Genomic DNA, 24,133 nt, shown 5'->3' with positions numbered 1-24,133 from the left:
GTATATTTATCAATTATTGAATTGGTTTAGATTTTATATTTATTGTATGAAAAGGACTATCGATTTTTGTTTTAATTAGTAAATTTAGGGGAAAATATTGTATGAAGTACTTACTATGCTAGGAGGATTATATTGAAAAAGACAGTCGTAATGGGTATTGTATCTTTGTTTTATGTCTTTGTTTTATCCGGATGTGCCAGTGATAAAGAGGTGTCGAAGCCAAATGAAAATATGCATATGGTTCATTCTGACTTAAACCATTCTACTTCAGGAGAGATTCCAAAAGGTTTAAAGGTAGCTGACAATCCAACCTACCAAGTGGGAAGTAAAGCGATTTTGGAAGATGACCACATGAAAGGCATGAAAGGTGCTGAAGCAACGATTGTTGGGGCTTATGATACTACTGCCTATATCACTTCTTATACTCCAACAACTGGTGGAGAAAGAGTGGAAAATCACAAATGGGTGATCCAGGAAGAAATTAAAGATGCCGGTGACAAAACTTTAAAACCTGGGACCGAAGTTACGATAGAGGGAAATCATATGCCAGGGATGGAAGGTGCAACTGCCGAAATTGTTTCATCCGAAAAAACGACAGTGTATATGGTTGATTACACTCCGATAACAGGTGGAGAAGTAGTCAAAAATCATAAATGGGTAACTGAAAGTGAATTGTCACCGGTTAAATAAAGTTTAATAGCTCAAAATTATTAGAAAATAAATAAACAACAGCAAAAAAGGGGCTGTCCAATAAGCCCATAAATTGAAGCAGATGTAGAAAATGAGTCTTTTTCTACACCTGTTTTTTGTATACTTTTTATTAAAACTACTATTTTTTGTAGGCAATTGATTGTAGTGAAAGACGGCGACTCGAGCGGGAATAGCAGGTGTTTTCTGCACCGATAGCGAAGCGGCTGGTGCATGAGCTGAAGGCCCCGCAGGAGCGAAAGCGACGAGGAGACAGAAGCCATGCCCGCGGAAAGCGTCCGTCTGGAACGGAATTCAATACATTGGAAAAGGGGCTATCTCTCAGTCAATGTATGACTTAAGGGACAGCCCCCATTTAATAGTGTTGACTCTAGAAAGTGGTTTATCAAATCAAGCCCCAACATCGGTCAAATTAGTGTTCTGCGCAGATTGCTCTTGTAAAACGCTCGAAATTGCTTTGGCAAGAACAGAGATCGTACGATTAATTTCTTCTTGCGTGTTATCTATTCCCCCAAGTTCAATTAACACCATATTATTAGCAAGGTCTTGATTATAGATACCGTTCACATTGTCTCCTTTTTTTCCTATAACGCCGCGTGATATTCCAGGAACCAATTCGTTCAAATTAGCGGAGAGTTGTTGAGCAAAGGATTTATTCAAAGCAAAATTTGGATAATCTTCTCCTACAACAAAATAGATTTTTCCAAAAGTCTCATTGTTGTAAGTAAGTGTTGACTTATCTCTAGTTGCAGCGTCTCTGTGTAAATCAATGATTATGTCATACTTATTTTCTTGAATTTGAGCTGTTAGAAAAGGGCGTACGACAGAATAGGCTTGTGAAAAAGTACGATTTGTTTTTTTCATTTCAGCCATTGTGTCGACAGCTAGAAACTCTGTTTCAATCGAGTTTAGGCTAAATTGATTTCTTATAATATCTTCAAAAGCAGTGATGTTGGAGGTTGAATGGTATACTGCAGTTTGACCATTCTCACTTTGTACGATTGGTAAAAAAGCTTCATGTGAGTGCGTAAATAGCAACAATGCTTTTTTGGATTCCATTAGTTCTATGCTATTCGGGATTTCATTTTGAGTTGCAGAAGCATAAACGACTTGCTTATCTTCTATTGGCTCTGCAATTACTACTTGTTGAGGCTTACTAGAAAAAGTCGCTATCATTATTGGTGAAATAAATAAGAGTAAAATTAATCCGATTAATATCCTCGCTTTATTTGGCATGTTAAATCCACCTCAAACAACTATATGTTGGAGGAAAACAGAATAGAACTGAATTGAATTGCTCTGAGTACTTAAATCTATTAGGAGATTTTCATTTTCTTTTTCATATGTAATAATATTAGAATTATTATTAAAAAGGCTATAAAAACATAAAAGTAATTCATCGGAAATTTTTGGAGAACCCCAAAGACTACAGCTACTTCAAGAATAACTGCGGGAATTTTACCGATAGAACTTGCAACCATAAATCGCCATGCGCTAATAGGAGTCAATGAAGCACCCGCAGTAACTAAGCCAGATGGAACAAACGGTAGAATTCGAAATGAAATAATTAGAATAAATGTAAATAAAGGTGAGCTCTTTTGGATAGCTTTGAAAATAGAATGATTTATCCAACCAGTACGAACTTTAGAAAAGCCCCATCGATAAAGGTGAAATCCAATAAGTGCACCGAGAATTTCCCCTATAAATGTAAGAATGGAGCCTAATATCAACCCAACAGAGTTGATATTAATGGCTGTGATAAAGAAACTTGGCACAAACCCAATTGCACCGATGCCTAAGTTAAGGATAAGTAATAAGAAGAATTTGAGGGCTATGCTCAGTAATGGAATGAGCTGTATGGATTCATTCATAGGTTATTAATCTCCAATCGTCTGAAGCTAGTCTTATCGTTCTATTGATTTGAAGGAATCTTCACTTCTATCTCTAGGTATCAATATTGCAACGGATAAGTAATCGTATAAATACTAAAAGAAAGGTGAGATTAACCAATGGTTTTCCGTTCAAAAGTAGATATCTTTTTTATAACATTTATTTTTTTAGTGGTTTTAATAATGGCTGCTATATCACTGCTTCCCAACCTATTCAATTATGAAGAAGCATCATTATCAATTGTAATTATTTTGTCTGCTATCTTTAGTATTTCAGTAGGTTTCATATTGTGGTACGCAAATACTATTACGTATGTTTTCAATGAAGATTATCTATTAATTAAAGGCGGACCATTCAAAAGTAAAATTCTGTATCAAAACATAACAAAGGTTTCTCCAACAACAGATAGATTCACTGGTTATCGGATCTCCTCGTCTGAGAAGGGACTTGAATTATTTTACAAATCAGCAACCCTTGAAAGTATAAAGATTTTACCAAAGGATAAAATAGAGTTCATCACCGAGTTAAGAAAACGATGTCCTAATGCACAATTTCAAGAATTCGAGTAAATGGTCTAAACAAATTTGACCCTAACAAGGGTCTTTTTATTTAGAGATCTAATCGTGTATACTTTCAGTTATTGTTTACATATTGTTCTTGTTAATTATAATTAAAATAGGAAAAAATATTGAACAATCTTATTAATTCTAACATGAAGACGAATTATAAGTGTTGGAAATTTAACAACATTGCCGTATGATGAAACGAATGTGAAAAAGAATTCTAATTAATCCAGAACGTGTTTTAGTATAGATTTTTTAGATGATCAAGAAAGCAGGTTACACTATGCAATTATTATTTTTAGGAACGGGAGCAGGAATGCCGTCGAAACAACGAAATACGACAGCAACTGTTTTAAAATTACTAGATGAACGAGGCACATTTTGGATGTTTGATTGCGGGGAAGCAACACAACATCAAATCCTTCATACAACACTTAAGCCAAGAAAACTAGAAAAACTATTTATAACCCATTTACACGGAGACCATATTTATGGGTTGCCTGGTTTATTGGGCTCTCGATCGTTTCTAGGTGGAAATGAACCACTTACCATATACGGACCAAAAGGAATCAAGGCTTGGATCGAACTGACACTAGCCACTTCCAAAACGTATGTTAAATATCCACTAACGATTAACGAAATAGAAGAAGGCATTATTTTCGAGGATGACCAATTTATCGTAGAAGCAAAACCACTCGAACATGTTATCCCTTGTTTTGGATACAAAGTGACTCAAAAGACACTTTCGCCTGAGTTGCTTATTGAAAAAACAGATGCTCTAGGGGTTCCGAGAGGCCATTTATTGAGACAATTAAAAGAAGGCAAGGATGTAGAGCTTGTAGATGGACGTATTGTGAAAAGTGCAGAGGTGACAGGTAAACCAAAAGAAGGTTTCCAAGTGACAATCTTAGGCGATACAAAATTTTGTGAGAACTCTATTTTGTTAAGTAATGGATCGGACATTGTGGTGCATGAAGGGACATTCGATTTAGAGACTGCTGAACTAGCTAGGCTTTATGGACATTCCACGATTGTTGATGCGGCTAATGTATGTAAAGAAGCAAATGCAAAGCATTTAATCATCAATCATATAAGTGCCCGATTTATGCCATCGGATATGAAGGAAATGCTTGCACAGGTAGAGCATTACGATTTTCCAGTCTATGTAGCAGATGACTTTGCTGAATTTGATTGGTCCGATCGTACCTTAGTTAAACGAGGAAATTAATAAAGAATCCGAGTGAATAATTGATCACACTCGGATTCTTTATATTTTTTAGCTCTGTAAAATTAGGCTGTCGTTTTTAGAAGAAAATATTTTGTGACCACCATCCTGTTGTCTCAAGGAGGCTTGGCAGTTCGGCCGCGGAAAGCGAGCGGATTTTCGACAGGTACACATGATCTACTTACCCTATTTTTTATCAAATAAAACTAAGCTCAGCGTTGCAATTGGTCCAAGGAGGAGTGAAAGAAGGAACCAATTGAGTCCGCTTCTATTTTTTCCTTGTGCAATTCCAGCATTGATCAAGGCAAGTGTTCCCCAGCCAACAACATATGAGTTATCCATCTGTTCGTATTCACCTTTCTATTCGTTTAGTCTCGTTTAACCCAAATAATCCATCATTACTCGTACTGCTTCCCGAGTTCACGTGATTTTTTTTGCGCTGCGTCAATGCATGCGAAAATTGCTTCGTCTACTTTGTGCTTTACTAGCTGTTCAATTCCAGCTTCTGTTGTACCACCTGGACTCGTTACTTTTTTGCGGAGTTCTGCCGGCTCGACATCACCTTTTTTCAGCATCTGTGCTGCACCTTCCATCGTTTGGATGAATAATTGGCGGGCATCAGCTTGGTTCATACCATGCTCTACAGCTGCTGCTTCAAACTGCTCTGCAAAAAAGTATAAATAAGCAGGCCCACTTCCAGCTAATGCGGTAACCACATGTAAATCCTCTTCTACAACAGCCTTTACTGTTCCAATAGATTCTAATAAGTCAATTATCCCTAGTTTTGATTCCTCTGAAACTAAGTCATTCCAGCTAACGGCGGATGCGCTTAAGCCTACAGCTGCGGATGTATTCGGCATTACACGTGCAATAGGGCGTGAACCAAGATGAGCGGTAATTGTTTGAATGGACACACCTGCAATAACCGAGATAATCGTTGCTTCTTTGTTAATAAATGCAGCTATTTCTTGGCAAGCATCTACTGCATCTTTCGGTTTCATAGCTAAAAAGACGATGTCTGCTTCTGTTAAGGCTTTCTTTTCTGCGCACACTAGTTGTACATGATACGTGCTTTCTAAATGCTTAAGCTGCTCCAAGTCCGATTTGTTTGTCACATGAATCTGCTCTGGCGATACTTTTTCCTTCTTCGTCAAACCCTTGATAATTGCTTCGGCCATCGCTCCTGCTCCAACAAATACGATCTTCGTCATATACAATCCACTCCTCTTTTGGTCAATAAAAAAAGCGCTCTCATCCTAATAAAATAAGGACGAAAACGCATGTTTTCCGCGGTACCACCTAAATTTGCTGATAATCAGCACAACTTATACCTTCTTATCGCGAAGGAAACGACTATGTTTACACAGTAGCTCCGAAGTAGGTTCTACATATGAGCGGGAGGTGAAAATTGCAGCGGGTCATTTCACTCTCTTTAACTCCATCATATATGTACTATTCTTCATCTTGGCTTTTATTATCTGAATTATAGAAATTATATGGTTGTTTCAAATAAAAGTCAATGACAAATTAGTGACTGATTATGTAAAAGTCTGTACAATAGAATGAATAGCCATTCATTAAAAGGGGGATCTATCAAATGATACATAAAATCATCATTCCAACACCATTTGCAGTAGGAGATGTAAATTCTTATCTTATCAAGGGGGACGTATTAACATTAGTCGATGCTGGTCCTAAAACAGAACAAGCATTACTTGCTTTAAAGGCTGGTATACAAGAAGCAGGCTACAGTCTGTCCGATATCGAACAAGTCGTCCTTACACATCATCACCCGGATCATGCTGGCTGGGTGGATGCATTCGAACAAGCGACCATTTTAGGGCATGTCTATAACCAAGTGTGGCTAACGAAGGATGAAGATTTCTTACAATACCATGATGAGTTTTACAAACAATGCCTAATAGAAGAAGGGGTACCTGCTCTTTATCTGGCATGGGTGGAAAAAATGCGACGACCCCTGAATTTAATTGGAAACCGCCCGCTGGACCGCTTTTTAGCAGAAGGAGATGAGCTACCAGGGCATCCCAATTTTCAAGTAATAGAAACGCTTGGGCACGCCCAAAGTCATATTTCGTTATGGTCCGAACAATCTGGTGTCCTAATTGGCGGAGATCACATATTAGAAAAAATCTCATCTAATCCGTTAATCGAACCGCCAATCGAAAGAGGAGCAGCGCGTTCAAAATCGATGCTGCAGTATAACGCATCCTTAAAACGAGTTCAATCGTTGGATGTACAAAAAATCTATAGTGGACATGGCAATGAAGTATACAATGTATCCGATCTCATTTCTTCTAGACTAGAAAAACAAAAAGAGCGTGCATTTAAAGTACTGGATATGATGAAAGATGGAGAAAAAACAATCTATGAACTTACACAGCAACTATTCCCAAAAGTTTACGAGAAAGAGCTTGGTTTAACACTTTCTGAAACGATCGGTCAAGTCGATTATCTGATGGATGAAGGGCTTATAAAAGAGCATCAAAACGAGAAAGGAATTTTATTGTATGAGCAAGCGTAAGAAACTATTGATTACCGGGGCTACAAGTGGCGTCGGTTTAATGCTTGCAAAAGAGCTCCAAACAGAGGGGCATGAAGTGTGGGCAACTGGTCGTAAGGTTCAAGTATTAGAGGAGTTGGCACAACTTGGCATACATACTATACAGGCAGATTTAACAACGGAACAATCTTTTGACGAGTTATTTCATGAAATGGGTACGCCAGATACAATCGTTCTCTGTGCCGGCGTTGGTACTTTTGCTTATATAACGGAATTAGAAGAGGATGACATGACGCAAATGATGCAGGTGAATGTATTGGCACCCATGGTCCTTACTAAGCATTTTGCAATCAAAATGAAAGAAAGAGGGAGTGGCCATATCATTTTTGTCGCGTCGCAAGCTGGTAAAGTCGCAACACCAAAGGCATCCGTTTATGCCGCCTCGAAGCATGCAATTCTCGGATTCGCCAATGCCGTTCGAATGGAGCTTAAAGAATATGGGATTCAAATTACGACGATCAATCCAGGACCAATTGATACTCCATTTCTTGATTTAGCGGATCAAACGGGAAATTATCGAGAAAAGCTAAGTAAACATCTTTTATCACCCAGAAAAGTGGTTTCTGCCATAGTTAAAGCGATAAACCATCCAGTTCGGGAAGTAGATCTACCGTCGTATATGAGTCTTACAAGTAGGCTCTACGCTGTTTTTCCAAAGACCGTGGAAACCCTTGGAAAAGGATTCTTTAATAAAAAATAGTCTTTTACTCTTTATTTATTCACTGTTTAGTTCAGGAGGAATTTCAACATGATGTTACAAGATATTATTAAGTTAAATTTTGCTTACTTAGAGAGCTTTACCAAACGAACGGATACCGCTTGGGGATCATTATTCTGTAATGAAAGCCAGCCAACATACTATGATGCAAACCATGCACATATTAGTGAGGCTAGTGCTAATTCTCAGTTAATAATTGACGAAGTGGTTCGCTATTATGAAACTAAAAAGATTATACCAAGATTTTATTTGTATGATTTAGAAAACCAACGAGATCTTATTTCCACATTAACATTAAATAATTTTGGCTATGAAGAATTAATTAGCCCTGTTCAATTGTGGGACAAAAAGATGTTGAAAATAGAAAAGAATGAGCGCGTGGTAATTGAACTTGTAACTAAAAATAATTATATAGAAGCTTTAAATATTGAATGCAGTATAAAAGAGTTTGGTGGTAAAGCGGTTAGGGAAAAAGCGTTTGAACAGGAATTTGACCATCCAAGTTTTGTTCACTATTTACTCCGATACAATGGCATTGCCTGTGCAACTGCTTGTATCTTTTTTCAAGACAATCAAGCTCGTCTAGAGAGTGTAGCTACCTTGGAAGAATTTAGAGGTAGAGGATTAATCGGAGAGCTTATTCAATATATTCAAATGGAAGTTGCCAAAAAAGGTATAGAAAACCTTTGGGTATTTCCAATCAATGAGAAAATAGAAAAAGTGTATCAAAAATATGGATTTCATACAGTTGTAAAACTAAAAATGGGTCACGCATTTTTAGGAGGAAGAAGTATTAAAGAAATCCAAAGCTGAGTAGGGTGTGGATGAAATTATCCATTAGTAAGCTCACCTCCAAATAAAAAACGATTAGTCGATACTTTCTCTCGACTAATCGTTTTATTTCTTATGAAAATATTCATTCCTTTCAAGAAGCTAAGCCTTGATATCTATTGAGTAATTGATCTAGTTCTTGACTGCACGCGACCACCATTGGATGAGTAAATCCTAGCATTTTCGCCTTTCGATACATGACTTTTCTCTTAATTCCAATCTGAATCAACAGTGCCTTTTTGTTCATTACGCTTTTCACAAAACTTCCTCCATATAGTATATTTAGCTTCAAATCATGAGGATATTTTCTAGAATGTAGGGAAGCAACTTGTCCATTGTACGACATATTAAACGCAAATTTTGTCAAAGTGTGTAGGGAATGGCATATGTAATAAATTTGTAATAATAGTAACAAATCGCCGTTTCATACGTTGACAAAAAATGGCAGAATGAGACCCGAAATGTCGGAATCAAGACGAAGCAGCTAGAAAAAGAGACCAATTTTCAAAACCTGAGAACAACTCGATATAAACCGAGACTATATGACTATATGTTAAATTCCAATAGGCTAAGTGGAAAGCTAACACTCAGTAACAGAGAAACCTCCTGGCCAAGGTCTTTATGACCAGGATTCTTTTAACAATTGAACTCCTAAGAGAATTTGATCCGTTGATAAATTACTAAATCCAAGTTGAAGCATAGCTCCATGATTTTGCTCTTTCGCGAAGTAATGTGCAGTCGGATAAACCTTTACTCCATGGTCAAGTGCTCGTTTAATAAGTGTTTCTTCGCTAATAGAGTACTTTAATTGGATTAAAATATATAGCCCTGAATACGGGCCAATAATTTGAATACTTTCACCGAAAGCCCCTTGTAAAGCAGTAACAAGTGTTTGCATTTTGCGTTTATATGTTGCACGCATCTTCCGAATATGGGAATCCCAATAGCCGCGTTCCATAAAATAAGCCATTGTCCGCTGATGAATGCTTGAAGCTGTTTGTTCCACACCCTCGAATTGCTGTTTGTATCGATAAAGTAATTCTGTAGGAAGCACCATGTAACTTAACCGAATGGATGGTAAAAACGCCTTTGAAAATGTGCTTATATAGATAACACGTGCTTCTTGTTGAAGTGACGTAAGTGCTGGAAATGGTTGTTGCTGATACCGAAATTCGCTATCGTAATCATCTTCTATAATATAGCCATTTTGATCGTGTGCCCATTTCAGTAATTGAAGCCGTTCAGTAATTGGTAGGGTCACACCTGTTGGGAACTGATGGGATGGTGTAATATATACTAGCTTAGAGTCACTTTTCTCGAGTTGATTCATACATAGGCCTTTCGCTGTTACATCAATCGAGTTAATTTGATATCCGTTTAACTGAAAAACGGTCCGAGCTCCATCATATCCTGGATTTTCAACTGCAATGGAAGCATATTCTTGTTTCAATAAAATTGCCAAGTGCATTAATAATTGTTGTGTACTACTACCAATGATAATTGAATCTTGACTAGTCTCTATACCTCTAGATTGTAATAAATAATGTGCAATTTTCTCGCGTAATAATGAATCTCCTTGTTTATCACCGTAAGTATATACAGTGTCTTCTTTTAATACTTCATTGACACATTTTCTCCAAGCTTTTATGGGAAATGCCTGTTGGTCTACTGTTCCTGCTCGAAAATCAACCATCATCTTCGGTTCAGCTGTAAATATATTCTGTACACTCTGAATGGTCGTCGATACTCCAATTGGCTCAAATGTTGTGACAAAATAGCCTCTTTTATGCTCACTTCGAATATAGCCTTCTGCCAATAACTGTTCATATGCAATTAGAGTTGTGTTTCGACTAACATCTAAAATATCTGCAAGTTGTCGAATGGAAGGGAGTTTTGTGTTAGCTTTCAGTTTTCCATTTTCAATAAGTGTACGTATGGAATGGTAAATTTGTTTATACTTTGGACTGTTTTCATGTAGATGAATCAATAATTCTTTCATAATGTACTCCTAACTGACATGTTGAAAGTGTTTAATCTGTATCTTTTTGTAATGTCACTTCTAGTGAATACTATAGGAAAGGAGTGAAGAATATGCAAGTTCAAAAAGTACAAACGAAAGATGATTGGAAAGTGTCCTTTTCGCTTATTAACCAATTGCGCACTCATTTAACAGAAGAAAGTTATTTTGAACATTTACAACAAATGCCCAATTATCAAGGGTGGGTAGTGTTTGATGGGGTGCCTAAGGCATTTATCGGCTTTGAAGAACGCCATAACTTTTACAATGAAAGACACCTATTTGTCCATGATTTTGTAACAGACGAAAAAGAGAGGTCTAAAGGGTATGGGAAAAAGCTTATCGCAGCTCTTATTAGATATGCAGAAAAACATCAGTTTACTTATATTGCATTAGAATCAGGTATACAACGAACCGAAGCACATCGATTTTATGAAGATAAGATGGGATTCCATAAATGGTGCTACTCATTTAGAAAGGGGATTGACTGGTGAACGTTATAAAAGGGAATATCAGTTGTCTGGAGGATCTCACTCCACTATTTAATGCGTATCGAATATTTTATGATCAGCCAAGTGATATAGAAGGAGCAAAAGAGTTTTTAAAAGCAAGGATTCAAAAGGATGAATCCGTTATTTTTATGGCATATGAGGAAGATATAGCAATAGGGTTTGTGCAGTTATATCCATTTTTTACTTCTGTAGGTATGCAACGAGCTTTTGTTTTAAATGATTTATATGTAGATACGACCTATAGAGGAAAAGGGGTAGGGAAAGTTCTAATGGAGCAAGCTTTTCGTTTTTGTGGAATGGAAAAAGCAAGATTTGTCCTGTTACAAACAGCAACTAACAACCATACTGCAAAAGCTTTGTATGAGCAAATGGGTATGCAACTAGATCATGAAAATGATTGTTATATAAAATATTTATGATTTAAATATAGGTGGTAAAGATACTATCCGGTCATAAATCCAAAAAGGCCTCCTGAGAAGGTGGCCACTATAATAGTCAATAAATTATTTCTTAGCTAGTTCTTGAACGATAACTCGCTTTTTGATTAAATATAACATCTAGGTGATTCCGTTGCAGGCGGACGCTTTCCGCGGGCGGTCCGTGAGCCTCCTCGTCGCAAGCTCCTGCGGGGTCTCACCTGGACGCGCTTTTCCCGCTGGAGTCGCCGCCTTCCTCTCCAATCACACTTGGCATGGAAATACAAAGTGCCACAACGATATTCGCCGTCAATCTGAAACGGATTTCTGTTTAAAAAGATTTTACTGTTTTAAAAACGTATGTTTTTCATCCTCTAAGAAGGGGAGTTCTTTGTCGAATCTTTTGGTTTTCCATATGTAAAAGAAAGATTAGGATTTGATCAGTAAAAAAGGGTTCCCACGATAAATGGAAGCCCTTAATCAGCACCTAAATAAGTTGTATTAACCTCGGTTTCTACAGCCGCTCCAGATTTATTTGTAACGAAATAAGCTTTGGCATTTCTTCTAGAGCTCACCGCTGTATAGTAAGAATCATCTATAAAGTGTAAAGCAACGCCATCTTCTGCTGCATAGACTGCTTGCATTTCACCCTTAGAAATCAAATCATGATAAGCAGGTTTTCTTTTACTTTCACCGTTATAATGTGGACAATTGCTGCCTTTTAAAAATCCTAAGCAATCCATTTTGTATAGAGGGGCATTTAATGGGTCGGTTAAACCTTCTTCGAACCAACAGATGGATCCAGCGCTAAGTCCAGCAAGAATTATCTCGCTTTGATATGCTTTTTTCAGCAAATGGTCTAAACCCCACTCTTTCCACAGGGTAAGCAGATTTCTTGTATTGCCTCCGCCAACATAAATAATATCTTGTTCCAGTACGTATGCTTCTAAATCCTCAAAGTTTGGCTCAAATAACGATAAGTGTGTTGCCTTACATGGCAAACTATTAAATGCTAAATAAAATCTTTTCACGTAATTATCTTGATCTCCACTAGCAGTCGGAACAAAGCAAATCTTCGGTAATTCTTTCTTTGCCTGAGCTAGAATGTATTGATCAAGTAATAAGTTTTCGGCTTCCATAGAGAAACCACCGCCGCCCATTGCAATAATTTGTCTCATTGATCTCATCCTTCCTCTATATAACTAATACTACATAGCTTGAATAATATCCTTCCCAGGTCGTTTAAAGGATTTATTAAGGGATATAGAGAATATTAGGAAAGATAGTAACGATAGTGTGATTGGAAATGTATACATAAAGTAGGGAGGGGAGAATCTTGCTTAATGAGAGTGTGTTGCCGAAGCATGTAGGGATTTCGGTGGGAATTGGGATTATTATAATACTTACGTTTTTTATTTTCTTTCCTGGTGGTTACTCATTGGAAGAAATGAATGATAACAAGGTGACAATCTCCAAAAATGGTCTATTACAAACAGAAGCATTTACTGTAGAAGTCACCACTGAAAATGAAATTAGAATCGCTTTGTTACGTAATGTGATAAATAAATGGAAAGAAATAGAGTTGATTATTTACATTTTTATTCTAATAGTATTAATAATTTTAGCTGTAAATTTTGTTAGTAGATTAAAAGAGGAATTCACGATTATGTGTGTGCTTTCCGTGTTATTGATAGCTGCAGCAATTTATTTATATGTGAATAATTTGCAATTAATGGATCAATTAGTAACGAAATTGAAGGTTTAAGCTCGAATAATGCCAGATATAATTTTTATATTTGGCATTATTTTTATTATTCTTTAGTAAAGTCTAAAATTCTTATTAGATTTCCAGAGTTGTCTTGGAAAATAGCATAACGGCCAGGAGGAATATCGATAGGCTCTTTAATGAATTTTATTGTGTCTTTATTGTCCTCAAAGTACTGGTCTACACTATCAACTAAAAAAACTGCTCCAGGAGTTAAGCCTACCTCATCATTTTCTATCATTAATTGTACCTCTGAACCTGGCATTTTTAATGCAACGGTATGATCTCCTTCTCGCCAAGCTTCTTCAAAACCTAATACATCACGATAAAAAGCAAGTGATTCTTTAAGATTTTCGACTGGATAATCCATAAATACTAATTTCATATACCTTCCTCCAATGTTTTGTATTTTAAGAATAATCTAATTATGTATTACGTAATTGAGTTATGTCAAGCGTAATTCATTTACGTTGTATAGTGGATACGATATAATGAACGTATGAAAAATTGGATACCTATACCTGGAACGAACAAAGAAAAAATCATTAAAGTAGCGTTAGAAGAATTTAGTTTAAAAGGCTTCAGAGGGGTTAATATTGCAGAGTTGGCTGCAATGGCGGACATGACTACAGGTGTCGTCTATCACCATTTTGGGTCTAAAGCAAAGCTTTATGAGATTATTAGAACCGATATGGAACAAAGAATAATTGATAGAATGGAGGGAGCAGCTTCTTTATTTGATCAAGAGGGAGAAGCATTGGAGGCAGCACTTGTAACAGGAATAAACTTTGCAGTGAAAATGAAGATTTGTAAGTTGTTAAGTGAAGAAAAACCATATACTAATCAAGATAAGGTAGAGGAGTTTTTAACATACATGCTACAAAAAGAAAACCTTCCGCTTGATATAGTTGTCCTTTCTTCCTGGCGTTCTATTTTGAATGCAATTTCATCGGACCAGATAACTCATGAACAGGGGAAAAATTTAGTAAAATGGCTTTTTAGAAGCTAAAAAGAACGTCAGAATAATTATAAAAATGGCCTTTCCCTGATATGACAGAGAAAGGCCACTTTTTAAGTAATTATTGTTCTGTTAAAATTTTTACAAGATCATCAAGCATTTCGTTTGCTGCTAATATACCACCAGCAGTATTCCATGTCGCATCACTAACTTCGTATGCATTTCCATTTTTAACAGCATTTAAGTTTTGCCAAAGAGGATCATTTGTCCACTCTTTTGCAGTACTTATTGCTTGTGGATCTCCTGAAGGAGCGTAAGTAAAGTAGAATATTAGATCCCCATCCATTTTAGGAATAAGTTCTTTGCCTACCTCGATTGCTAGGTTTCCTAGTTTCGTGTCATTCGCGAAAAGCTCTTCTTGTTGCTCTACTCGTTTAAATCCTAATTGGTCAAAAATAACGCCCGAGAATGAATCAGTATAATAAATGCGAGTAGTACCTGCCATGAAACGTACAACAGAAACTTCTTGGTTTACTTTATCTCCAAGTTTTACTTTTACATCTTCAATTTTTGTATCATATTGCGCTAATACATCGTCGCCTTTTTCTTCAAGGTTTAAAGCTTTAGCGTATAATTTGAAGTTCTCTTTCCAATCTCCTCTAAGTGTTTCAGCAAACACTGTTGGAGCTATAGCATTTAATTGATCGTATACAGCTTCTTGACGAATTTTATTTCCAATTATTAAATCTGGCTTTAAAGATGCAATCTTTTCTAAGTTTACTTCACTTTCTACACCAACAACTTCGACACCATCCATGTCCGATTTAATATGATCGTACCAAGGATCTCCAAGCCAAGATTGAACTGCCCCAACTGGCTTAACGCCTAAAGCAAGAAGTGCCTCAGTACCTTCATTTGTCAGAATCACTACTCTTTCTGGCGTTTTTTCCAACGTTGTCGTACCCATTGCATGTTCTACGGTATAGCTAGTATCTGCTTTATTTTCTTCCTTATTTTCTTTTTCTGCGGATTGGTCACCTGTGTTACTTCCACAAGCCGTAAGAAGTAAAATTGCAAGTAGTGCCATCATGGCGCAAAGGGACTTAATATTCTTCATCATTCGTAACCTCCAAATTTATTGATAATGATAATCAATTACATTAGCAAACTAATCATAAAATTAAAATATCAAACTGTCAACAATTAATTGAAAATGATTATCAGAGTCATTGACAGAATCCCATTTTCACAACTACAATGAAAGAAACATTTAGAAATGGGATTCGGAAGGTAATTATATATGCTATTAAAAAATGCTAAGCAAAGATTGATTGGATTTGGTGTCACTATTGTAATACTTATAGTTTTAATGAGTATAAGTATTGTGTACGGTTATACGAATACTACTTGGCAAGTTTCTTTTAACGCTTTTACTAATTTTGATGGATCAACGGAACATATAGTAATTCGAACTGTAAGACTTCCTCGTGCATTGATCGCTGCCGCTGTAGGTGCGAGTCTTGCTATTGCTGGTGTACTCATGCAAGCACTAACAAAGAATCCATTATCGTCTCCTGATATATTAGGTGTAAATGCTGGTGCTGCACTAGCCGTTGTGATTGCAATCACTATTTTTGGAGTAAGCAACCTACAGTTATTTACATGGGTTTCCTTTATTGGAGCAGCTATTGCAGCTATTAGTGTTTATATGATTGGTAGTGTCGGTCGGGACGGTTTAACGCCTATGAAGCTAACCTTGGCAGGAGCCGCTATGACGGCTATGATAGCATCGCTGACTCAAGGCCTACTAGTTTCAAATGAAGCTCTTTTAGACCAAGTGTTATTTTGGCTTGCAGGATCAGTTGCTGGAAGAAGCTTAGATAATTTGGTTGCAGTGCTTCCTTACTTGGTTCTTGGGTGGGTCTTAGCCCAGTTAGTATCTGGTAAAGTGAATGTATTTTCTATGGGGGAAGATGTTGCAAAAGGACTTGGGTTAAACACGGCAATCCTTAAAATCACGATAGGAATAATTATTGTTTTACTTGCAGGTGGATCAGTCGCTGTTGCTGGACCAATTGGTTTTATAGGAATCGTTATTCCTCATGTTACGAGGTTCATAGTGGGGTTCGATCATCGCTGGTTAATCCCTTATGCAGCGCTTAACGGAGCTATATTACTAATTGCAGCAGATATTGCATCGAGATATATATTGATGCCTCAGGAAGTTCCAGTTGGTGTTATGACGGCAATTATCGGAACCCCGTTCTTTATATACATTGCAAGAAAGGGGTTCAACAAAGGATGAAACACTATAAAAGCCTTCGTTTATTCAAAGAAAGACTTTCGGTTTTAGTAGACTATAAAGCAATGATGAAAACTCTTACTTTATTTTTATTAACAATTGCTGTTTTTGTTATAAGTACAGGGTTGGGTGAGATGACTATTCATCCCTTAAATGTTTTAAAAGTTTTCTTTGGTGGTGGTACGGATTTAGAACAGCTAGTGGTTCAGTCTTTTCGTCTCCCACGAATTATTATAGCTCTTCTAGTTGGGATGGGACTTGCGGTATCTGGGGCGATTTTGCAAGGAATGATTCGTAACCCTCTAGCGTCACCGGATATATTGGGGATAACTGGAGGGGCAACAGTTGCAGTTGTTGGTTTTTTGGCGGTTTTTAGTGATAAAAATCATGCATTAACTGTAAGCATCAGTTGGCTACCGCTTGCAGCATTTATAGGAGCAACAATTGTCGCACTTCTTGTGTACTTATTGGCTTGGAACAATGGAGTTTCTCCTATCAGGTTTGTACTGATTGGAATTGGAATCATGTCTTTGATGAAAGCATTGACAACAATGATGCTTATTTTAGGACCAATTTATAAGGCAAGCCAAGCAAACCTTTGGATAACAGGATCTGTATCAAGTTCAACTTGGAAGAACGTAGCGGTTTTGGGTCCTTGGACGATCTTGTTTCTTGTAATTGCGTTTGTTTATGCAAGGAATATTAACATACAAGAGCTTGGGGATGACGTAGCTACGGGTCTTGGTGGAAGTGTTCAAAGACAGCGCTTCACATTATTAATGATCAGTACGGCATTAATTGGTAGTTCAGTAGCATTTGCAGGGGGAATAGGCTTTGTAGGGTTAATGGCTCCTCATATTGCGAGGAGACTTGTAGGATCAAATTTCGGTTCACTGTTACCAGCTTCCGCTTTGGTTGGAGCGATATTAGTAATGATTGCAGATTTAATTGGGCGTACTTTATTTTCTCCATTGGAGATTCCTGCCGGAGTTTTTACGGCAACAATAGGAGCACCATATTTTATCTATTTGCTGTACAAAACTAGAAACACATCAAAGTAAGAAGGAGTGGGGAAAATGGAGCAAGCCATTGAGACGAACAAATTAACACTTTCATACGGGGATACGATTATCATTAATGAGTTGGATCTTACTATTCCTAAAGGGGAGATTACTGTATTTATCGGTGCTAATGGTTGTGGGAAATCTACACTTCTTCGTTCCATTGCCCGATTATTAAAGCCGAAATCAGGTGCTATCTTGTTAGAGGGAGAGGCTATTGCCAAGCAGTCAACAAAAGAAATAGCAAGAAAAATGGCAATTCTTCCTCAATCTCCAGATGCCCCAGAAGGCCTTACTGTACTTCAACTGGTGAAGCAAGGGCGTTACCCATATCAAACTTGGTTAAAGCAGTGGTCTTTAGAGGATGAAATGAAAGTTCAAAATGCATTAATTGCTACTAACCTGGAAGAATTAAAGGAACGACCAATTGATTCCTTGTCGGGTGGACAACGCCAAAGAGCATGGATAGCAATGACGTTAGCACAGGACACCGATATAATCCTGCTGGATGAACCAACCACATACCTTGATATGACACATCAAATTGAAATATTAGACTTGTTATTTGAGTTAAATAGTAAAGAACAGAGAACGATTGTTATGGTTCTACATGATTTGAATTTAGCATGTCGATACGCGCATAACATAGTGGCTGTCAAGAATCAAAAAATATTTGCACAAGGTAAGCCTGAACATATTATTAGTTGTTCACTCGTCAAAAATGTGTTTGATATGAATTGTGAAGTGAGCGTAGATCCTTTATTCGGAACACCCCTTTGCATACCACATGGAAAAGGAAGATGTATCAACCAAACCCTACTTCAAAAATAGCAGAGGTATTGAATCAATTTCATCATTTCAAATTACATAAAAAAACATGCACAATACTAAAGGAAACGAAAGAAATATTATTAAAGCGAAATAAAGTATAGTTGATTTCCGCTATAGGCGGACGCTTTCCGCGGCGTGAGCGATAAGCCATCACCACAGCTACGCGTCGTTTGTGATGGCTTATCTGTCTCACTCATCCCGCTGGAATCGCCACCTGTCGCTTCCATCAACAAGGTGATAAATGTTCGTATTTTAATGACTAAGTACTATTTATGAAATTAATTCATTTACATTTAATTAATATAATCATGCAAAGACCTCAGAAAATAATTCTAAGGTCTTTTCGTTTCAGTTGAATTATTCTCAAAGTATTGAATTGACTCTTCTAAAAACTGCATCACTTCGTCTCTTATGGGATATAAGTTTAATGCTTCAGATTCTTTTGGAGATTTACGAACGTTCCAAAACTTCTCTTTTAACTCACGATTTCCCCCAAATATTTCATTCGTCAGTATAATAGTATCCTCCGCAAGAATTTGTGCTTCTTCTGAACTTGAATTGATTTCTTTTTCCAAACAAATTTCAATTCTTTTAATCAGATTAATCCACTTCTTGATTTGTTTGTCATCTCGTTCCATTTTGGGTAGTTTTGCTTTTACCATTTCCTGCTCTTCCTCAGTAAAGTAGGTATCCCAACTATTTTGTTTTTCTTCTTTGCCCTTTCTAACTAATGGTATCAGTTGTTCCCAGTCTAACTCATCCTCAATCTTTAGTATGTTCAGCAACGTATTTGTATGTAATACGGATTTTTCTAAATCAGTCATCTTCGATTTTAATAATCTTCTATTAGCCGTTAATATCTGTTCAATCGTGACTTCCGTCATTACTTTTTTTATATCTTCTAAAGGCAAATTCAGTGTCTTCAAAATTGTGATTTTTTCTAAGGTTAGGATGTCATAGTCATTGTAAAACCTTTTACCATTGTCCTTTTTTAACGACGGTTTTAGCAAGTCGATTTGATCATAATATCGTATTGTACGTACGGAAATCTCTAGTTTCTGTGCTACTTCTCCTGTTGAGTAATAGTTCAAAAAAAATCCCTCCCTAAAAAATACTTGCAGGTGACGTAACGTAACCTATTAGACTTAATATAACACATATTTATTGGGGGAATTTCATTGAATAATAGAGAACTGTATTTCAAGCAAACACCTTGGGCGTGGGGAGAACTTCTACTACTACTTGGCTTAGTGCTAGTTGTGGTACCATATTTTATTGAATTTTTATTGGAAGGTTTTTTAGCAGAGCTGTTCCAAAATAATTTATATTCTGGAACGTTCGTCGGTTTTATTATGTCCATTATTTTCACTCTTGGAATCTACTTTATAGCACTGAGACCGAATCGACTAAGTTGGAGAAACGTTGGGCTAACTAGGTTTCCAAGAAACTATTGGATTCCTTTAGCTGGGTGGACATTTGTTTTAATTATTGTGAGCATAGCAATTGCAATAGGAATGGAAGTTTTAGGGGGGGAATTAGAAAATAGCAAAACGGAGAGTCTTCAGTCTAGAATGACTCTTATAAATTTTGTAATTGCATTTGTGTCGGCTAGCATTGTTTCTCCTATATACGAAGAAATTTTTTATCGTGGTTTTCTATATAGATGGTTTAGAGGAAAATATGGGATTTTAATAGGGATGGTAGTCAGTTCTCTCATTTTTATGGTTGTTCACATTCCAACGTATAATGTATTACCAACAGCACTTGTATCTGGGTTATTTTTTTCGTGGACATATGAAAAGACCGGTTCCATTATTCCAGGAATCATTATGCATAGCACTTTTAATGGAATCGCTCTTATAGTTACGGTCTTTGCGTAAATAACACGAAGGAGTTACCTTTAAATGTAACTTTATTTGGTAGCTAACGCCTTATTAGAAAAGGGAGGCGATGATTTTGAAATTAAAACATCTGATATTGTCAATTATCGTATTTTCTTCACTTTGGATAACATCTTGTTCAAACGAAACGAATAAAGAGGGGGAAGGAAATGAGAATGAATTCCCCCCATCTATGACAGGGCTCATTTATATTAATGAAACAGAATATGAAATGATCGTAGGGAATTATAAATGGGAAAGAAAGCAAGGGTTAGAAACACAAGTTGTACAAACGGATGCAGCATCTCCAAACCAAATAGCTGAAAATGTGAAAGCAGTAATAATAGAGGAAAGCCCTAACATTAAAATCGAAATCGAAGGAAATCCCGAAATATCTGTCTATATATGGAATGAAAACGGGAGAGAAAAAGAAGTTAAAGTTGATAAGAATCAATTATCAGTGCCCACAAGTAAGGGACAGTATATATATGAGGTATTAGCTAAATGGTCGAATGGGGAAGTATCCTATACATTTGTAATTGAGATTAGATAAAAGTCCATTATTTAATACTATTACAATGACAGTAGGAATTCAGTTCAAAAAATACGTTCGATATTAATTGATTTTTCTAAACAAAGTAAATATTATGTTATAATTCTTATATATATCTATGAAAGGTGTGATGTTTTATGAATAACAATAACATGAATCAATTTGGCTTAGAGGAAATGATGGTCGACTAATCGAACTGTTTTAGAGGGTACTATCAAGTTCGATAGTTCGTCCAACTAATAGGAGGAACGTTCGTGCTAAATAACCAAGGATTTGACTTATGGGCAAATGATTATGACAAAACTGTAAAAGTAAGTGAAGAAAATAATTTGTATCCGTTTGCTGGCTATAAAAATATATTAAATAATATCTTTAATGAAGTGATGCAAAAAAAGAAGTCCAGAGTTTTAGATATTGGGTTTGGAACTGGAGTTTTAACCAGCAAACTCTATGAAAATGGTCATCAATTGGATGGCATAGACTTTTCACCAAAGATGATTGCCATAGCAAAGGAAAAAATGCCGATGGCAAATTTAATAGAGTGGGATATTTCAAATGGTTTACCAGATTATGTGAAAGAAAATAAATATGACTCTATCGTAAGCACGTATACATTACATCACTTAACAGATGAAGATAAAACAAGATTTATAGAAAGTTTACTGTCTTTACTTGCTGACAATGGGAAAATATTTATTGGGGATATTGCTTTCCAAACACGAGAGAAACTTGAAATTTGCAGAAATAATAACAGGAGTTATTGGGATAATGATGAGTTTTATCTCGTGTATGAAGAGTTAAAAGCATCCCTAATAAATATATGTACATGTGAATTTCAGCAAACATCTCATTGTGGTGGTGTATTTATCATTTCCAAGTAGTCAATGGCTGTCCTTACAGGGCAGCTTTTTCTTTTTGAATTAGACTCTGATAAATGATTATATTATCACCAACCGAAAATCCGCTCGCTTTCCGCGGACGAACTGCCAAGCCTCATTGGGGCAACAGGATATTGGTGTCACAGCAGTAAGAGTAGGAATTAGATTTCATATTAAAGGTATTTGTAGTAAACATATAGAAATAAGAATGAAAAGCTATGGGGGATAATATGAATTACATAAGTGAAATGAGAAAATTTATAGGAAATGAAACCCTTTTCACAGTTGGTTGTGGGGTTATTATTGAAGAAAATGAAAGAATTTTATTACAGCATCGTACTGATGAAGATAATTGGTGTATTCCAGGAGGGGTAATGGAAATTGGTGAGACCTTCGAAATTACGGCTAAGAGAGAGACCTTTGAAGAAACAGGTTTAATCGTTACCGGTTTAGAGTTATTTGGATTATATTCAGGTGAAAAATGCTTTGTACAATATCCAAATAAAGATAAAGTATTTAGTGTTCAAATAATATTTAAGACAAATAATTATACCGGGGAATTGAAACAAGTAGGAATCGAAAGTAGAGAACATAAATTTTTCTCTAAAACTGAACTTCCAGTAAACTTGAATCCACGTCAAAAAGCATTTGTTTTAGATTGGAAAGAAAACAAGAAAACTCCGATAATTAAGTAATAGATAAGACTAACAAGAGATTTAGTTAATCATGGTACATGTTAAAGAACTACGTTTAATAAAATGGATAATAAGGAGTTGCCGATGGATAATCATACAACTAAGAACCTCAAATTAAATGTTTTGGATGAGAATGATGTGGAAGGATTAATTTCTTTATCTCAATCAGTTGGTTGGGATTATGATCGAGATGAAATTAGAACAGTTATGTCTTCGGGTAAAATTATCGGACATAAAAATGAGTTCGGTCACCTTGTATCAAGTGCGGCAATAATTCCTTATGATACGCATTTAGCCTCAATAGGGATGGTAATTGTACATAAAAAATATAGAGGCCGAAGTCTTGGAAAAGAAACTACTCAAGCGTGTATTGATCTGGTACCAGAAAATAGATCTATCATGTTAATTGCTACACCCGAAGGAAAACCTTTGTATGAAAAAATTGGTTTTAAAGAAGTGGGTTACGTACAAAAGTTCATCTGTAACAACTATATACCATCTAATAGATTACCTTTAGAAGGAATTAAAGCAGAGGTATTAAAGCAGGGTGATTTTGATAAAGTTGTTGAATTAGATACAGATGCATTTGGAGATTCGAGGAGAAAATTCCTCATAAATAGAATAAGACAGTCTCACCAATCGCTTATCCTAAGTGATGAAAATGGTAGAGTTCTGGGATATGGTCTCTCTATCTTAGGTCCAGAAAATTTAGTATTAGGACCGATTGTTGCTCCTAATAACTATGCAGCTACCTTTCTAATAAATCAATTGGCTTTAAATCATAATGGAAATCTAAGGATTGATACTTCAACAGGAGATGAAATGTTTATTAAATTTTTATATGATAGTGGCTTTGAAAAAGTGAGTCAACCCCCAATAATGATAATTAATTCCGATACTATGCCTAGTCGAAATAAAAATTTATATGGTATTGCGGCACAAATTTTCGGATGATATTGATGAATATACAGTTCTTCTCGGTGGTAGGATCGTTGAGGGAGGTGGTTTAAGAAGGGGGGCATTCAAATGAAAACATTATTAAGAACATTATTAGAACTACTACGTATAATTATTATATTTGCATTTTTTGGTGCTTTAGGATCCGCGATTATAGTAAACATATATACAAGATTAGAAGTAAGTGAAACTTTTTCATGGCTTGGTCAAATAGCTATTTTGTTAATACTCTTTGTTCTGTATAGGAATAAGTGGCAATTCTCTGGTTGGTATAATGGAAAGGGTAGAGAAAAGCTTCCAAAGAATGTTTCATTGACACTAATTTTAGTTTCTATAGTACTAATTATCTCTCCATTTATATTAGGTTCTTAATTTAAGCTGTTAATAGCTTTCTTTTAAGGTTAGTGAGTTGCTTAGGCGACTCTTTTTTTATATTGAACGAAAGTGATAGGTTAGTTGAATACAAAGGTATTTCTGAACAGCAACGAATTCTGATAAAAATTAAAGGAGACTTTTTTAAACATAAGGGAGCGAACATAATAAAATGGATAGGATGTGGTGGTGATATGTCTGAAGAAGAAAGAGAAAGATTAAAAACAAAAGAACAACGAAAAAATCCAATCGGCACTTTAAATAATACGTTCGCACAAGCAATCACTGGTTCACCAAGTGGTGGGTGTTTATTAAATATTACTTCCATCATTATGATGATCATATTTGTATTAATAATTAGGGTTTGTTCGAATTAACTGTTACTTAACAAAAAGGGCAAGCTAGTTAAATTGGAAATTT

The 24,133-nt window shown here is 36.1% G+C and carries 30 protein-coding genes; 20 read left to right on the top strand and 10 right to left on the bottom strand.

What is annotated here, in order from left to right:
- Window positions 1–150: 150 nt before the first annotated feature.
- Complete coding sequence (locus MHB48_RS11515; protein WP_342601362.1) at window positions 151–690, top strand: YdhK family protein; 540 nt, start codon at window positions 151–153, stop codon at window positions 688–690.
- A gap of 408 nt (window positions 691–1,098) precedes the next feature.
- Here MHB48_RS11515 and spoIIP read toward each other — a convergent pair whose 3' ends face one another.
- Entirely contained in the window at window positions 1,099–1,944 is an 846-nt protein-coding gene (gene spoIIP, locus MHB48_RS11510; protein WP_342598224.1) for a stage II sporulation protein P, read from the bottom strand.
- Between the two features lie 80 nt (window positions 1,945–2,024).
- The gene (locus tag MHB48_RS11505; RefSeq protein ID WP_342598223.1) at window positions 2,025–2,579 is read right to left on the bottom strand and encodes a VTT domain-containing protein; all 555 of its coding nucleotides are present in this window, start codon (window positions 2,577–2,579) and stop codon (window positions 2,025–2,027) included.
- Between the two features lie 138 nt (window positions 2,580–2,717).
- On the opposite strand from MHB48_RS11505, the gene MHB48_RS11500 reads away from it, so the two are divergent.
- Together MHB48_RS11500 and rnz are read left to right on the top strand one after the other, a co-directional pair.
- Window positions 2,718–3,167 carry a PH domain-containing protein gene (locus tag MHB48_RS11500; protein WP_342598222.1) on the top strand — a complete coding sequence of 150 codons (450 nt, stop codon included), beginning with the start codon at window positions 2,718–2,720 and terminating at the stop codon, window positions 3,165–3,167.
- 277 nt (window positions 3,168–3,444) lie between these two features.
- Window positions 3,445–4,389 (top strand): ribonuclease Z, encoded by a 945-nt coding sequence (gene rnz / locus MHB48_RS11495; RefSeq protein WP_342598221.1) that lies wholly within the window; start codon window positions 3,445–3,447, stop codon window positions 4,387–4,389.
- Between the two features lie 183 nt (window positions 4,390–4,572).
- On the opposite strand, the gene MHB48_RS11490 is transcribed toward rnz, so the two are convergent.
- A complete protein-coding gene (locus MHB48_RS11490; protein ID WP_342598220.1) occupies window positions 4,573–4,728 on the bottom strand; it encodes a hypothetical protein in 156 nt (51 codons plus the stop codon).
- A 56-nt stretch (window positions 4,729–4,784) separates the two neighbouring features.
- Entirely contained in the window at window positions 4,785–5,603 is an 819-nt protein-coding gene (gene proC / locus MHB48_RS11485) for a pyrroline-5-carboxylate reductase (protein WP_342598219.1), read from the bottom strand.
- Window positions 5,604–5,983: 380 nt separating this feature from the next.
- Here proC and MHB48_RS11480 point away from each other — a divergent pair, with 380 nt between their 5' ends.
- Genes MHB48_RS11480 through MHB48_RS11470 form a run of 3 tightly spaced genes read left to right on the top strand, consistent with a single transcriptional unit; the run spans window position 5,984 to window position 8,498 of the window.
- Window positions 5,984–6,928, top strand: coding sequence for an MBL fold metallo-hydrolase (locus MHB48_RS11480; RefSeq protein WP_342598218.1), 945 nt, complete (start codon window positions 5,984–5,986; stop codon window positions 6,926–6,928).
- The gene (locus MHB48_RS11475; protein WP_342598217.1) at window positions 6,915–7,667 is read left to right on the top strand and encodes an SDR family NAD(P)-dependent oxidoreductase; all 753 of its coding nucleotides are present in this window, start codon (window positions 6,915–6,917) and stop codon (window positions 7,665–7,667) included. The genes MHB48_RS11480 and MHB48_RS11475 overlap by 14 nt, the downstream gene beginning before the upstream one ends.
- 48 nt (window positions 7,668–7,715) lie before the next feature.
- Window positions 7,716–8,498 (top strand): GNAT family N-acetyltransferase, encoded by a 783-nt coding sequence (locus tag MHB48_RS11470; protein ID WP_342598216.1) that lies wholly within the window; start codon window positions 7,716–7,718, stop codon window positions 8,496–8,498.
- Between the two features lie 112 nt (window positions 8,499–8,610).
- Here MHB48_RS11470 and MHB48_RS11465 read toward each other — a convergent pair whose 3' ends face one another.
- Together MHB48_RS11465 and MHB48_RS11460 are read right to left on the bottom strand one after the other, a co-directional pair.
- Entirely contained in the window at window positions 8,611–8,775 is a 165-nt protein-coding gene (locus tag MHB48_RS11465; protein ID WP_342598215.1) for an aspartyl-phosphate phosphatase Spo0E family protein, read from the bottom strand.
- Window positions 8,776–9,135: 360 nt separating this feature from the next.
- Window positions 9,136–10,515: a PLP-dependent aminotransferase family protein gene (locus MHB48_RS11460; RefSeq protein WP_342598214.1), complete on the bottom strand. Its 1,380-nt coding sequence runs from the start codon at window positions 10,513–10,515 to the stop codon at window positions 9,136–9,138.
- Between the two features lie 92 nt (window positions 10,516–10,607).
- Between MHB48_RS11460 and MHB48_RS11455 the strand changes: the two genes are divergently transcribed.
- Both MHB48_RS11455 and MHB48_RS11450 read left to right on the top strand, forming a co-directional pair.
- Window positions 10,608–11,027, top strand: coding sequence for a GNAT family N-acetyltransferase (locus MHB48_RS11455; RefSeq protein WP_342598213.1), 420 nt, complete (start codon window positions 10,608–10,610; stop codon window positions 11,025–11,027).
- The gene (locus MHB48_RS11450) at window positions 11,024–11,464 is read left to right on the top strand and encodes a GNAT family N-acetyltransferase (RefSeq protein WP_342598212.1); all 441 of its coding nucleotides are present in this window, start codon (window positions 11,024–11,026) and stop codon (window positions 11,462–11,464) included. Before MHB48_RS11455 ends, MHB48_RS11450 begins: the two co-directional genes overlap by 4 nt.
- Window positions 11,465–11,937: 473 nt before the next feature.
- Here the strand turns inward: MHB48_RS11450 and MHB48_RS11445 are convergent, their stop codons facing one another.
- Complete coding sequence (locus MHB48_RS11445) at window positions 11,938–12,639, bottom strand: peptidase E (protein ID WP_342598211.1); 702 nt, start codon at window positions 12,637–12,639, stop codon at window positions 11,938–11,940.
- A 158-nt stretch (window positions 12,640–12,797) separates the two neighbouring features.
- Between MHB48_RS11445 and MHB48_RS11440 the strand changes: the two genes are divergently transcribed.
- Complete coding sequence (locus MHB48_RS11440; protein ID WP_342598210.1) at window positions 12,798–13,226, top strand: hypothetical protein; 429 nt, start codon at window positions 12,798–12,800, stop codon at window positions 13,224–13,226.
- 46 nt (window positions 13,227–13,272) lie between these two features.
- Here MHB48_RS11440 and MHB48_RS11435 read toward each other — a convergent pair whose 3' ends face one another.
- The gene (locus MHB48_RS11435; protein WP_340921380.1) at window positions 13,273–13,611 is read right to left on the bottom strand and encodes a VOC family protein; all 339 of its coding nucleotides are present in this window, start codon (window positions 13,609–13,611) and stop codon (window positions 13,273–13,275) included.
- A gap of 114 nt (window positions 13,612–13,725) precedes the next feature.
- Here MHB48_RS11435 and MHB48_RS11430 point away from each other — a divergent pair, with 114 nt between their 5' ends.
- Window positions 13,726–14,235: a TetR/AcrR family transcriptional regulator gene (locus MHB48_RS11430; RefSeq protein ID WP_342598209.1), complete on the top strand. Its 510-nt coding sequence runs from the start codon at window positions 13,726–13,728 to the stop codon at window positions 14,233–14,235.
- A gap of 70 nt (window positions 14,236–14,305) precedes the next feature.
- Here MHB48_RS11430 and MHB48_RS11425 read toward each other — a convergent pair whose 3' ends face one another.
- On the bottom strand, window positions 14,306–15,301 hold the full coding sequence (locus MHB48_RS11425) for an iron-siderophore ABC transporter substrate-binding protein (protein WP_342601361.1): 996 nt from the start codon (window positions 15,299–15,301) through the stop codon (window positions 14,306–14,308).
- A gap of 183 nt (window positions 15,302–15,484) precedes the next feature.
- Between MHB48_RS11425 and MHB48_RS11420 the strand changes: the two genes are divergently transcribed.
- Genes MHB48_RS11420 through MHB48_RS11410 form a run of 3 tightly spaced genes read left to right on the top strand, consistent with a single transcriptional unit; the run spans window position 15,485 to window position 18,378 of the window.
- Entirely contained in the window at window positions 15,485–16,489 is a 1,005-nt protein-coding gene (locus tag MHB48_RS11420) for an iron ABC transporter permease (protein WP_342598208.1), read from the top strand.
- Window positions 16,486–17,547: an iron ABC transporter permease gene (locus MHB48_RS11415; RefSeq protein WP_342598207.1), complete on the top strand. Its 1,062-nt coding sequence runs from the start codon at window positions 16,486–16,488 to the stop codon at window positions 17,545–17,547. Before MHB48_RS11420 ends, MHB48_RS11415 begins: the two co-directional genes overlap by 4 nt.
- Before the next feature lie 15 nt (window positions 17,548–17,562).
- A complete protein-coding gene (locus MHB48_RS11410) occupies window positions 17,563–18,378 on the top strand; it encodes an ABC transporter ATP-binding protein (protein WP_342598206.1) in 816 nt (271 codons plus the stop codon).
- Between the two features lie 332 nt (window positions 18,379–18,710).
- Here the strand turns inward: MHB48_RS11410 and MHB48_RS11405 are convergent, their stop codons facing one another.
- The gene (locus tag MHB48_RS11405; RefSeq protein ID WP_342598205.1) at window positions 18,711–19,469 is read right to left on the bottom strand and encodes a MerR family transcriptional regulator; all 759 of its coding nucleotides are present in this window, start codon (window positions 19,467–19,469) and stop codon (window positions 18,711–18,713) included.
- 87 nt (window positions 19,470–19,556) lie between these two features.
- Between MHB48_RS11405 and MHB48_RS11400 the strand changes: the two genes are divergently transcribed.
- The 7 genes from MHB48_RS11400 (at window position 19,557) to MHB48_RS11370 (ending at window position 24,090) form a co-directional block, all read left to right on the top strand.
- On the top strand, window positions 19,557–20,258 hold the full coding sequence (locus MHB48_RS11400; RefSeq protein WP_342598204.1) for a type II CAAX endopeptidase family protein: 702 nt from the start codon (window positions 19,557–19,559) through the stop codon (window positions 20,256–20,258).
- 76 nt (window positions 20,259–20,334) lie between these two features.
- Entirely contained in the window at window positions 20,335–20,811 is a 477-nt protein-coding gene (locus tag MHB48_RS11395) for a hypothetical protein (protein ID WP_342598203.1), read from the top strand.
- Window positions 20,812–21,065: 254 nt separating this feature from the next.
- Complete coding sequence (locus MHB48_RS11390; RefSeq protein ID WP_342598202.1) at window positions 21,066–21,692, top strand: class I SAM-dependent methyltransferase; 627 nt, start codon at window positions 21,066–21,068, stop codon at window positions 21,690–21,692.
- A gap of 227 nt (window positions 21,693–21,919) precedes the next feature.
- Entirely contained in the window at window positions 21,920–22,384 is a 465-nt protein-coding gene (locus MHB48_RS11385) for an NUDIX hydrolase (RefSeq protein ID WP_342598201.1), read from the top strand.
- A gap of 84 nt (window positions 22,385–22,468) precedes the next feature.
- Window positions 22,469–23,338, top strand: a complete 870-nt coding sequence (locus MHB48_RS11380) for a GNAT family N-acetyltransferase (RefSeq protein WP_342598200.1) — start codon at window positions 22,469–22,471, stop codon at window positions 23,336–23,338.
- A 72-nt stretch (window positions 23,339–23,410) separates the two neighbouring features.
- Complete coding sequence (locus tag MHB48_RS11375; protein ID WP_342598199.1) at window positions 23,411–23,713, top strand: hypothetical protein; 303 nt, start codon at window positions 23,411–23,413, stop codon at window positions 23,711–23,713.
- Between the two features lie 194 nt (window positions 23,714–23,907).
- Window positions 23,908–24,090 carry a DUF6366 family protein gene (locus tag MHB48_RS11370; protein ID WP_342598198.1) on the top strand — a complete coding sequence of 61 codons (183 nt, stop codon included), beginning with the start codon at window positions 23,908–23,910 and terminating at the stop codon, window positions 24,088–24,090.
- Window positions 24,091–24,133: the final 43 nt, after the last annotated feature.

This window comes from Psychrobacillus sp. FSL H8-0483 (assembly GCF_038637725.1).
Lineage (GTDB): Bacteria > Bacillota > Bacilli > Bacillales_A > Planococcaceae > Psychrobacillus.
This window is presented reverse-complemented; position numbering and strand designations above follow the sequence as displayed.

Coding starts and splice junctions, on each gene's coding strand:
- MHB48_RS11515 (WP_342601362.1), top strand. CDS start 151: ATGGGTATTGTATCTTTGTTTTATGTCTTTGTTTTATCCGGATGTGCC.
- spoIIP (WP_342598224.1), bottom strand. CDS start 1,944: ATGCCAAATAAAGCGAGGATATTAATCGGATTAATTTTACTCTTATTT.
- MHB48_RS11505 (WP_342598223.1), bottom strand. CDS start 2,579: ATGAATGAATCCATACAGCTCATTCCATTACTGAGCATAGCCCTCAAA.
- MHB48_RS11500 (WP_342598222.1), top strand. CDS start 2,718: ATGGTTTTCCGTTCAAAAGTAGATATCTTTTTTATAACATTTATTTTT.
- rnz (WP_342598221.1), top strand. CDS start 3,445: ATGCAATTATTATTTTTAGGAACGGGAGCAGGAATGCCGTCGAAACAA.
- MHB48_RS11490 (WP_342598220.1), bottom strand. CDS start 4,728: ATGGATAACTCATATGTTGTTGGCTGGGGAACACTTGCCTTGATCAAT.
- MHB48_RS11480 (WP_342598218.1), top strand. CDS start 5,984: ATGATACATAAAATCATCATTCCAACACCATTTGCAGTAGGAGATGTA.
- MHB48_RS11475 (WP_342598217.1), top strand. CDS start 6,915: ATGAGCAAGCGTAAGAAACTATTGATTACCGGGGCTACAAGTGGCGTC.
- MHB48_RS11470 (WP_342598216.1), top strand. CDS start 7,716: ATGATGTTACAAGATATTATTAAGTTAAATTTTGCTTACTTAGAGAGC.
- MHB48_RS11460 (WP_342598214.1), bottom strand. CDS start 10,515: ATGAAAGAATTATTGATTCATCTACATGAAAACAGTCCAAAGTATAAA.
- MHB48_RS11455 (WP_342598213.1), top strand. CDS start 10,608: ATGCAAGTTCAAAAAGTACAAACGAAAGATGATTGGAAAGTGTCCTTT.
- MHB48_RS11445 (WP_342598211.1), bottom strand. CDS start 12,639: ATGAGACAAATTATTGCAATGGGCGGCGGTGGTTTCTCTATGGAAGCC.
- MHB48_RS11435 (WP_340921380.1), bottom strand. CDS start 13,611: ATGAAATTAGTATTTATGGATTATCCAGTCGAAAATCTTAAAGAATCA.
- MHB48_RS11430 (WP_342598209.1), top strand. CDS start 13,726: ATGAAAAATTGGATACCTATACCTGGAACGAACAAAGAAAAAATCATT.
- MHB48_RS11425 (WP_342601361.1), bottom strand. CDS start 15,301: ATGAAGAATATTAAGTCCCTTTGCGCCATGATGGCACTACTTGCAATT.
- MHB48_RS11420 (WP_342598208.1), top strand. CDS start 15,485: ATGCTATTAAAAAATGCTAAGCAAAGATTGATTGGATTTGGTGTCACT.
- MHB48_RS11415 (WP_342598207.1), top strand. CDS start 16,486: ATGAAACACTATAAAAGCCTTCGTTTATTCAAAGAAAGACTTTCGGTT.
- MHB48_RS11410 (WP_342598206.1), top strand. CDS start 17,563: ATGGAGCAAGCCATTGAGACGAACAAATTAACACTTTCATACGGGGAT.
- MHB48_RS11385 (WP_342598201.1), top strand. CDS start 21,920: ATGAATTACATAAGTGAAATGAGAAAATTTATAGGAAATGAAACCCTT.
- MHB48_RS11380 (WP_342598200.1), top strand. CDS start 22,469: ATGGATAATCATACAACTAAGAACCTCAAATTAAATGTTTTGGATGAG.
- MHB48_RS11375 (WP_342598199.1), top strand. CDS start 23,411: ATGAAAACATTATTAAGAACATTATTAGAACTACTACGTATAATTATT.
- MHB48_RS11370 (WP_342598198.1), top strand. CDS start 23,908: ATGTCTGAAGAAGAAAGAGAAAGATTAAAAACAAAAGAACAACGAAAA.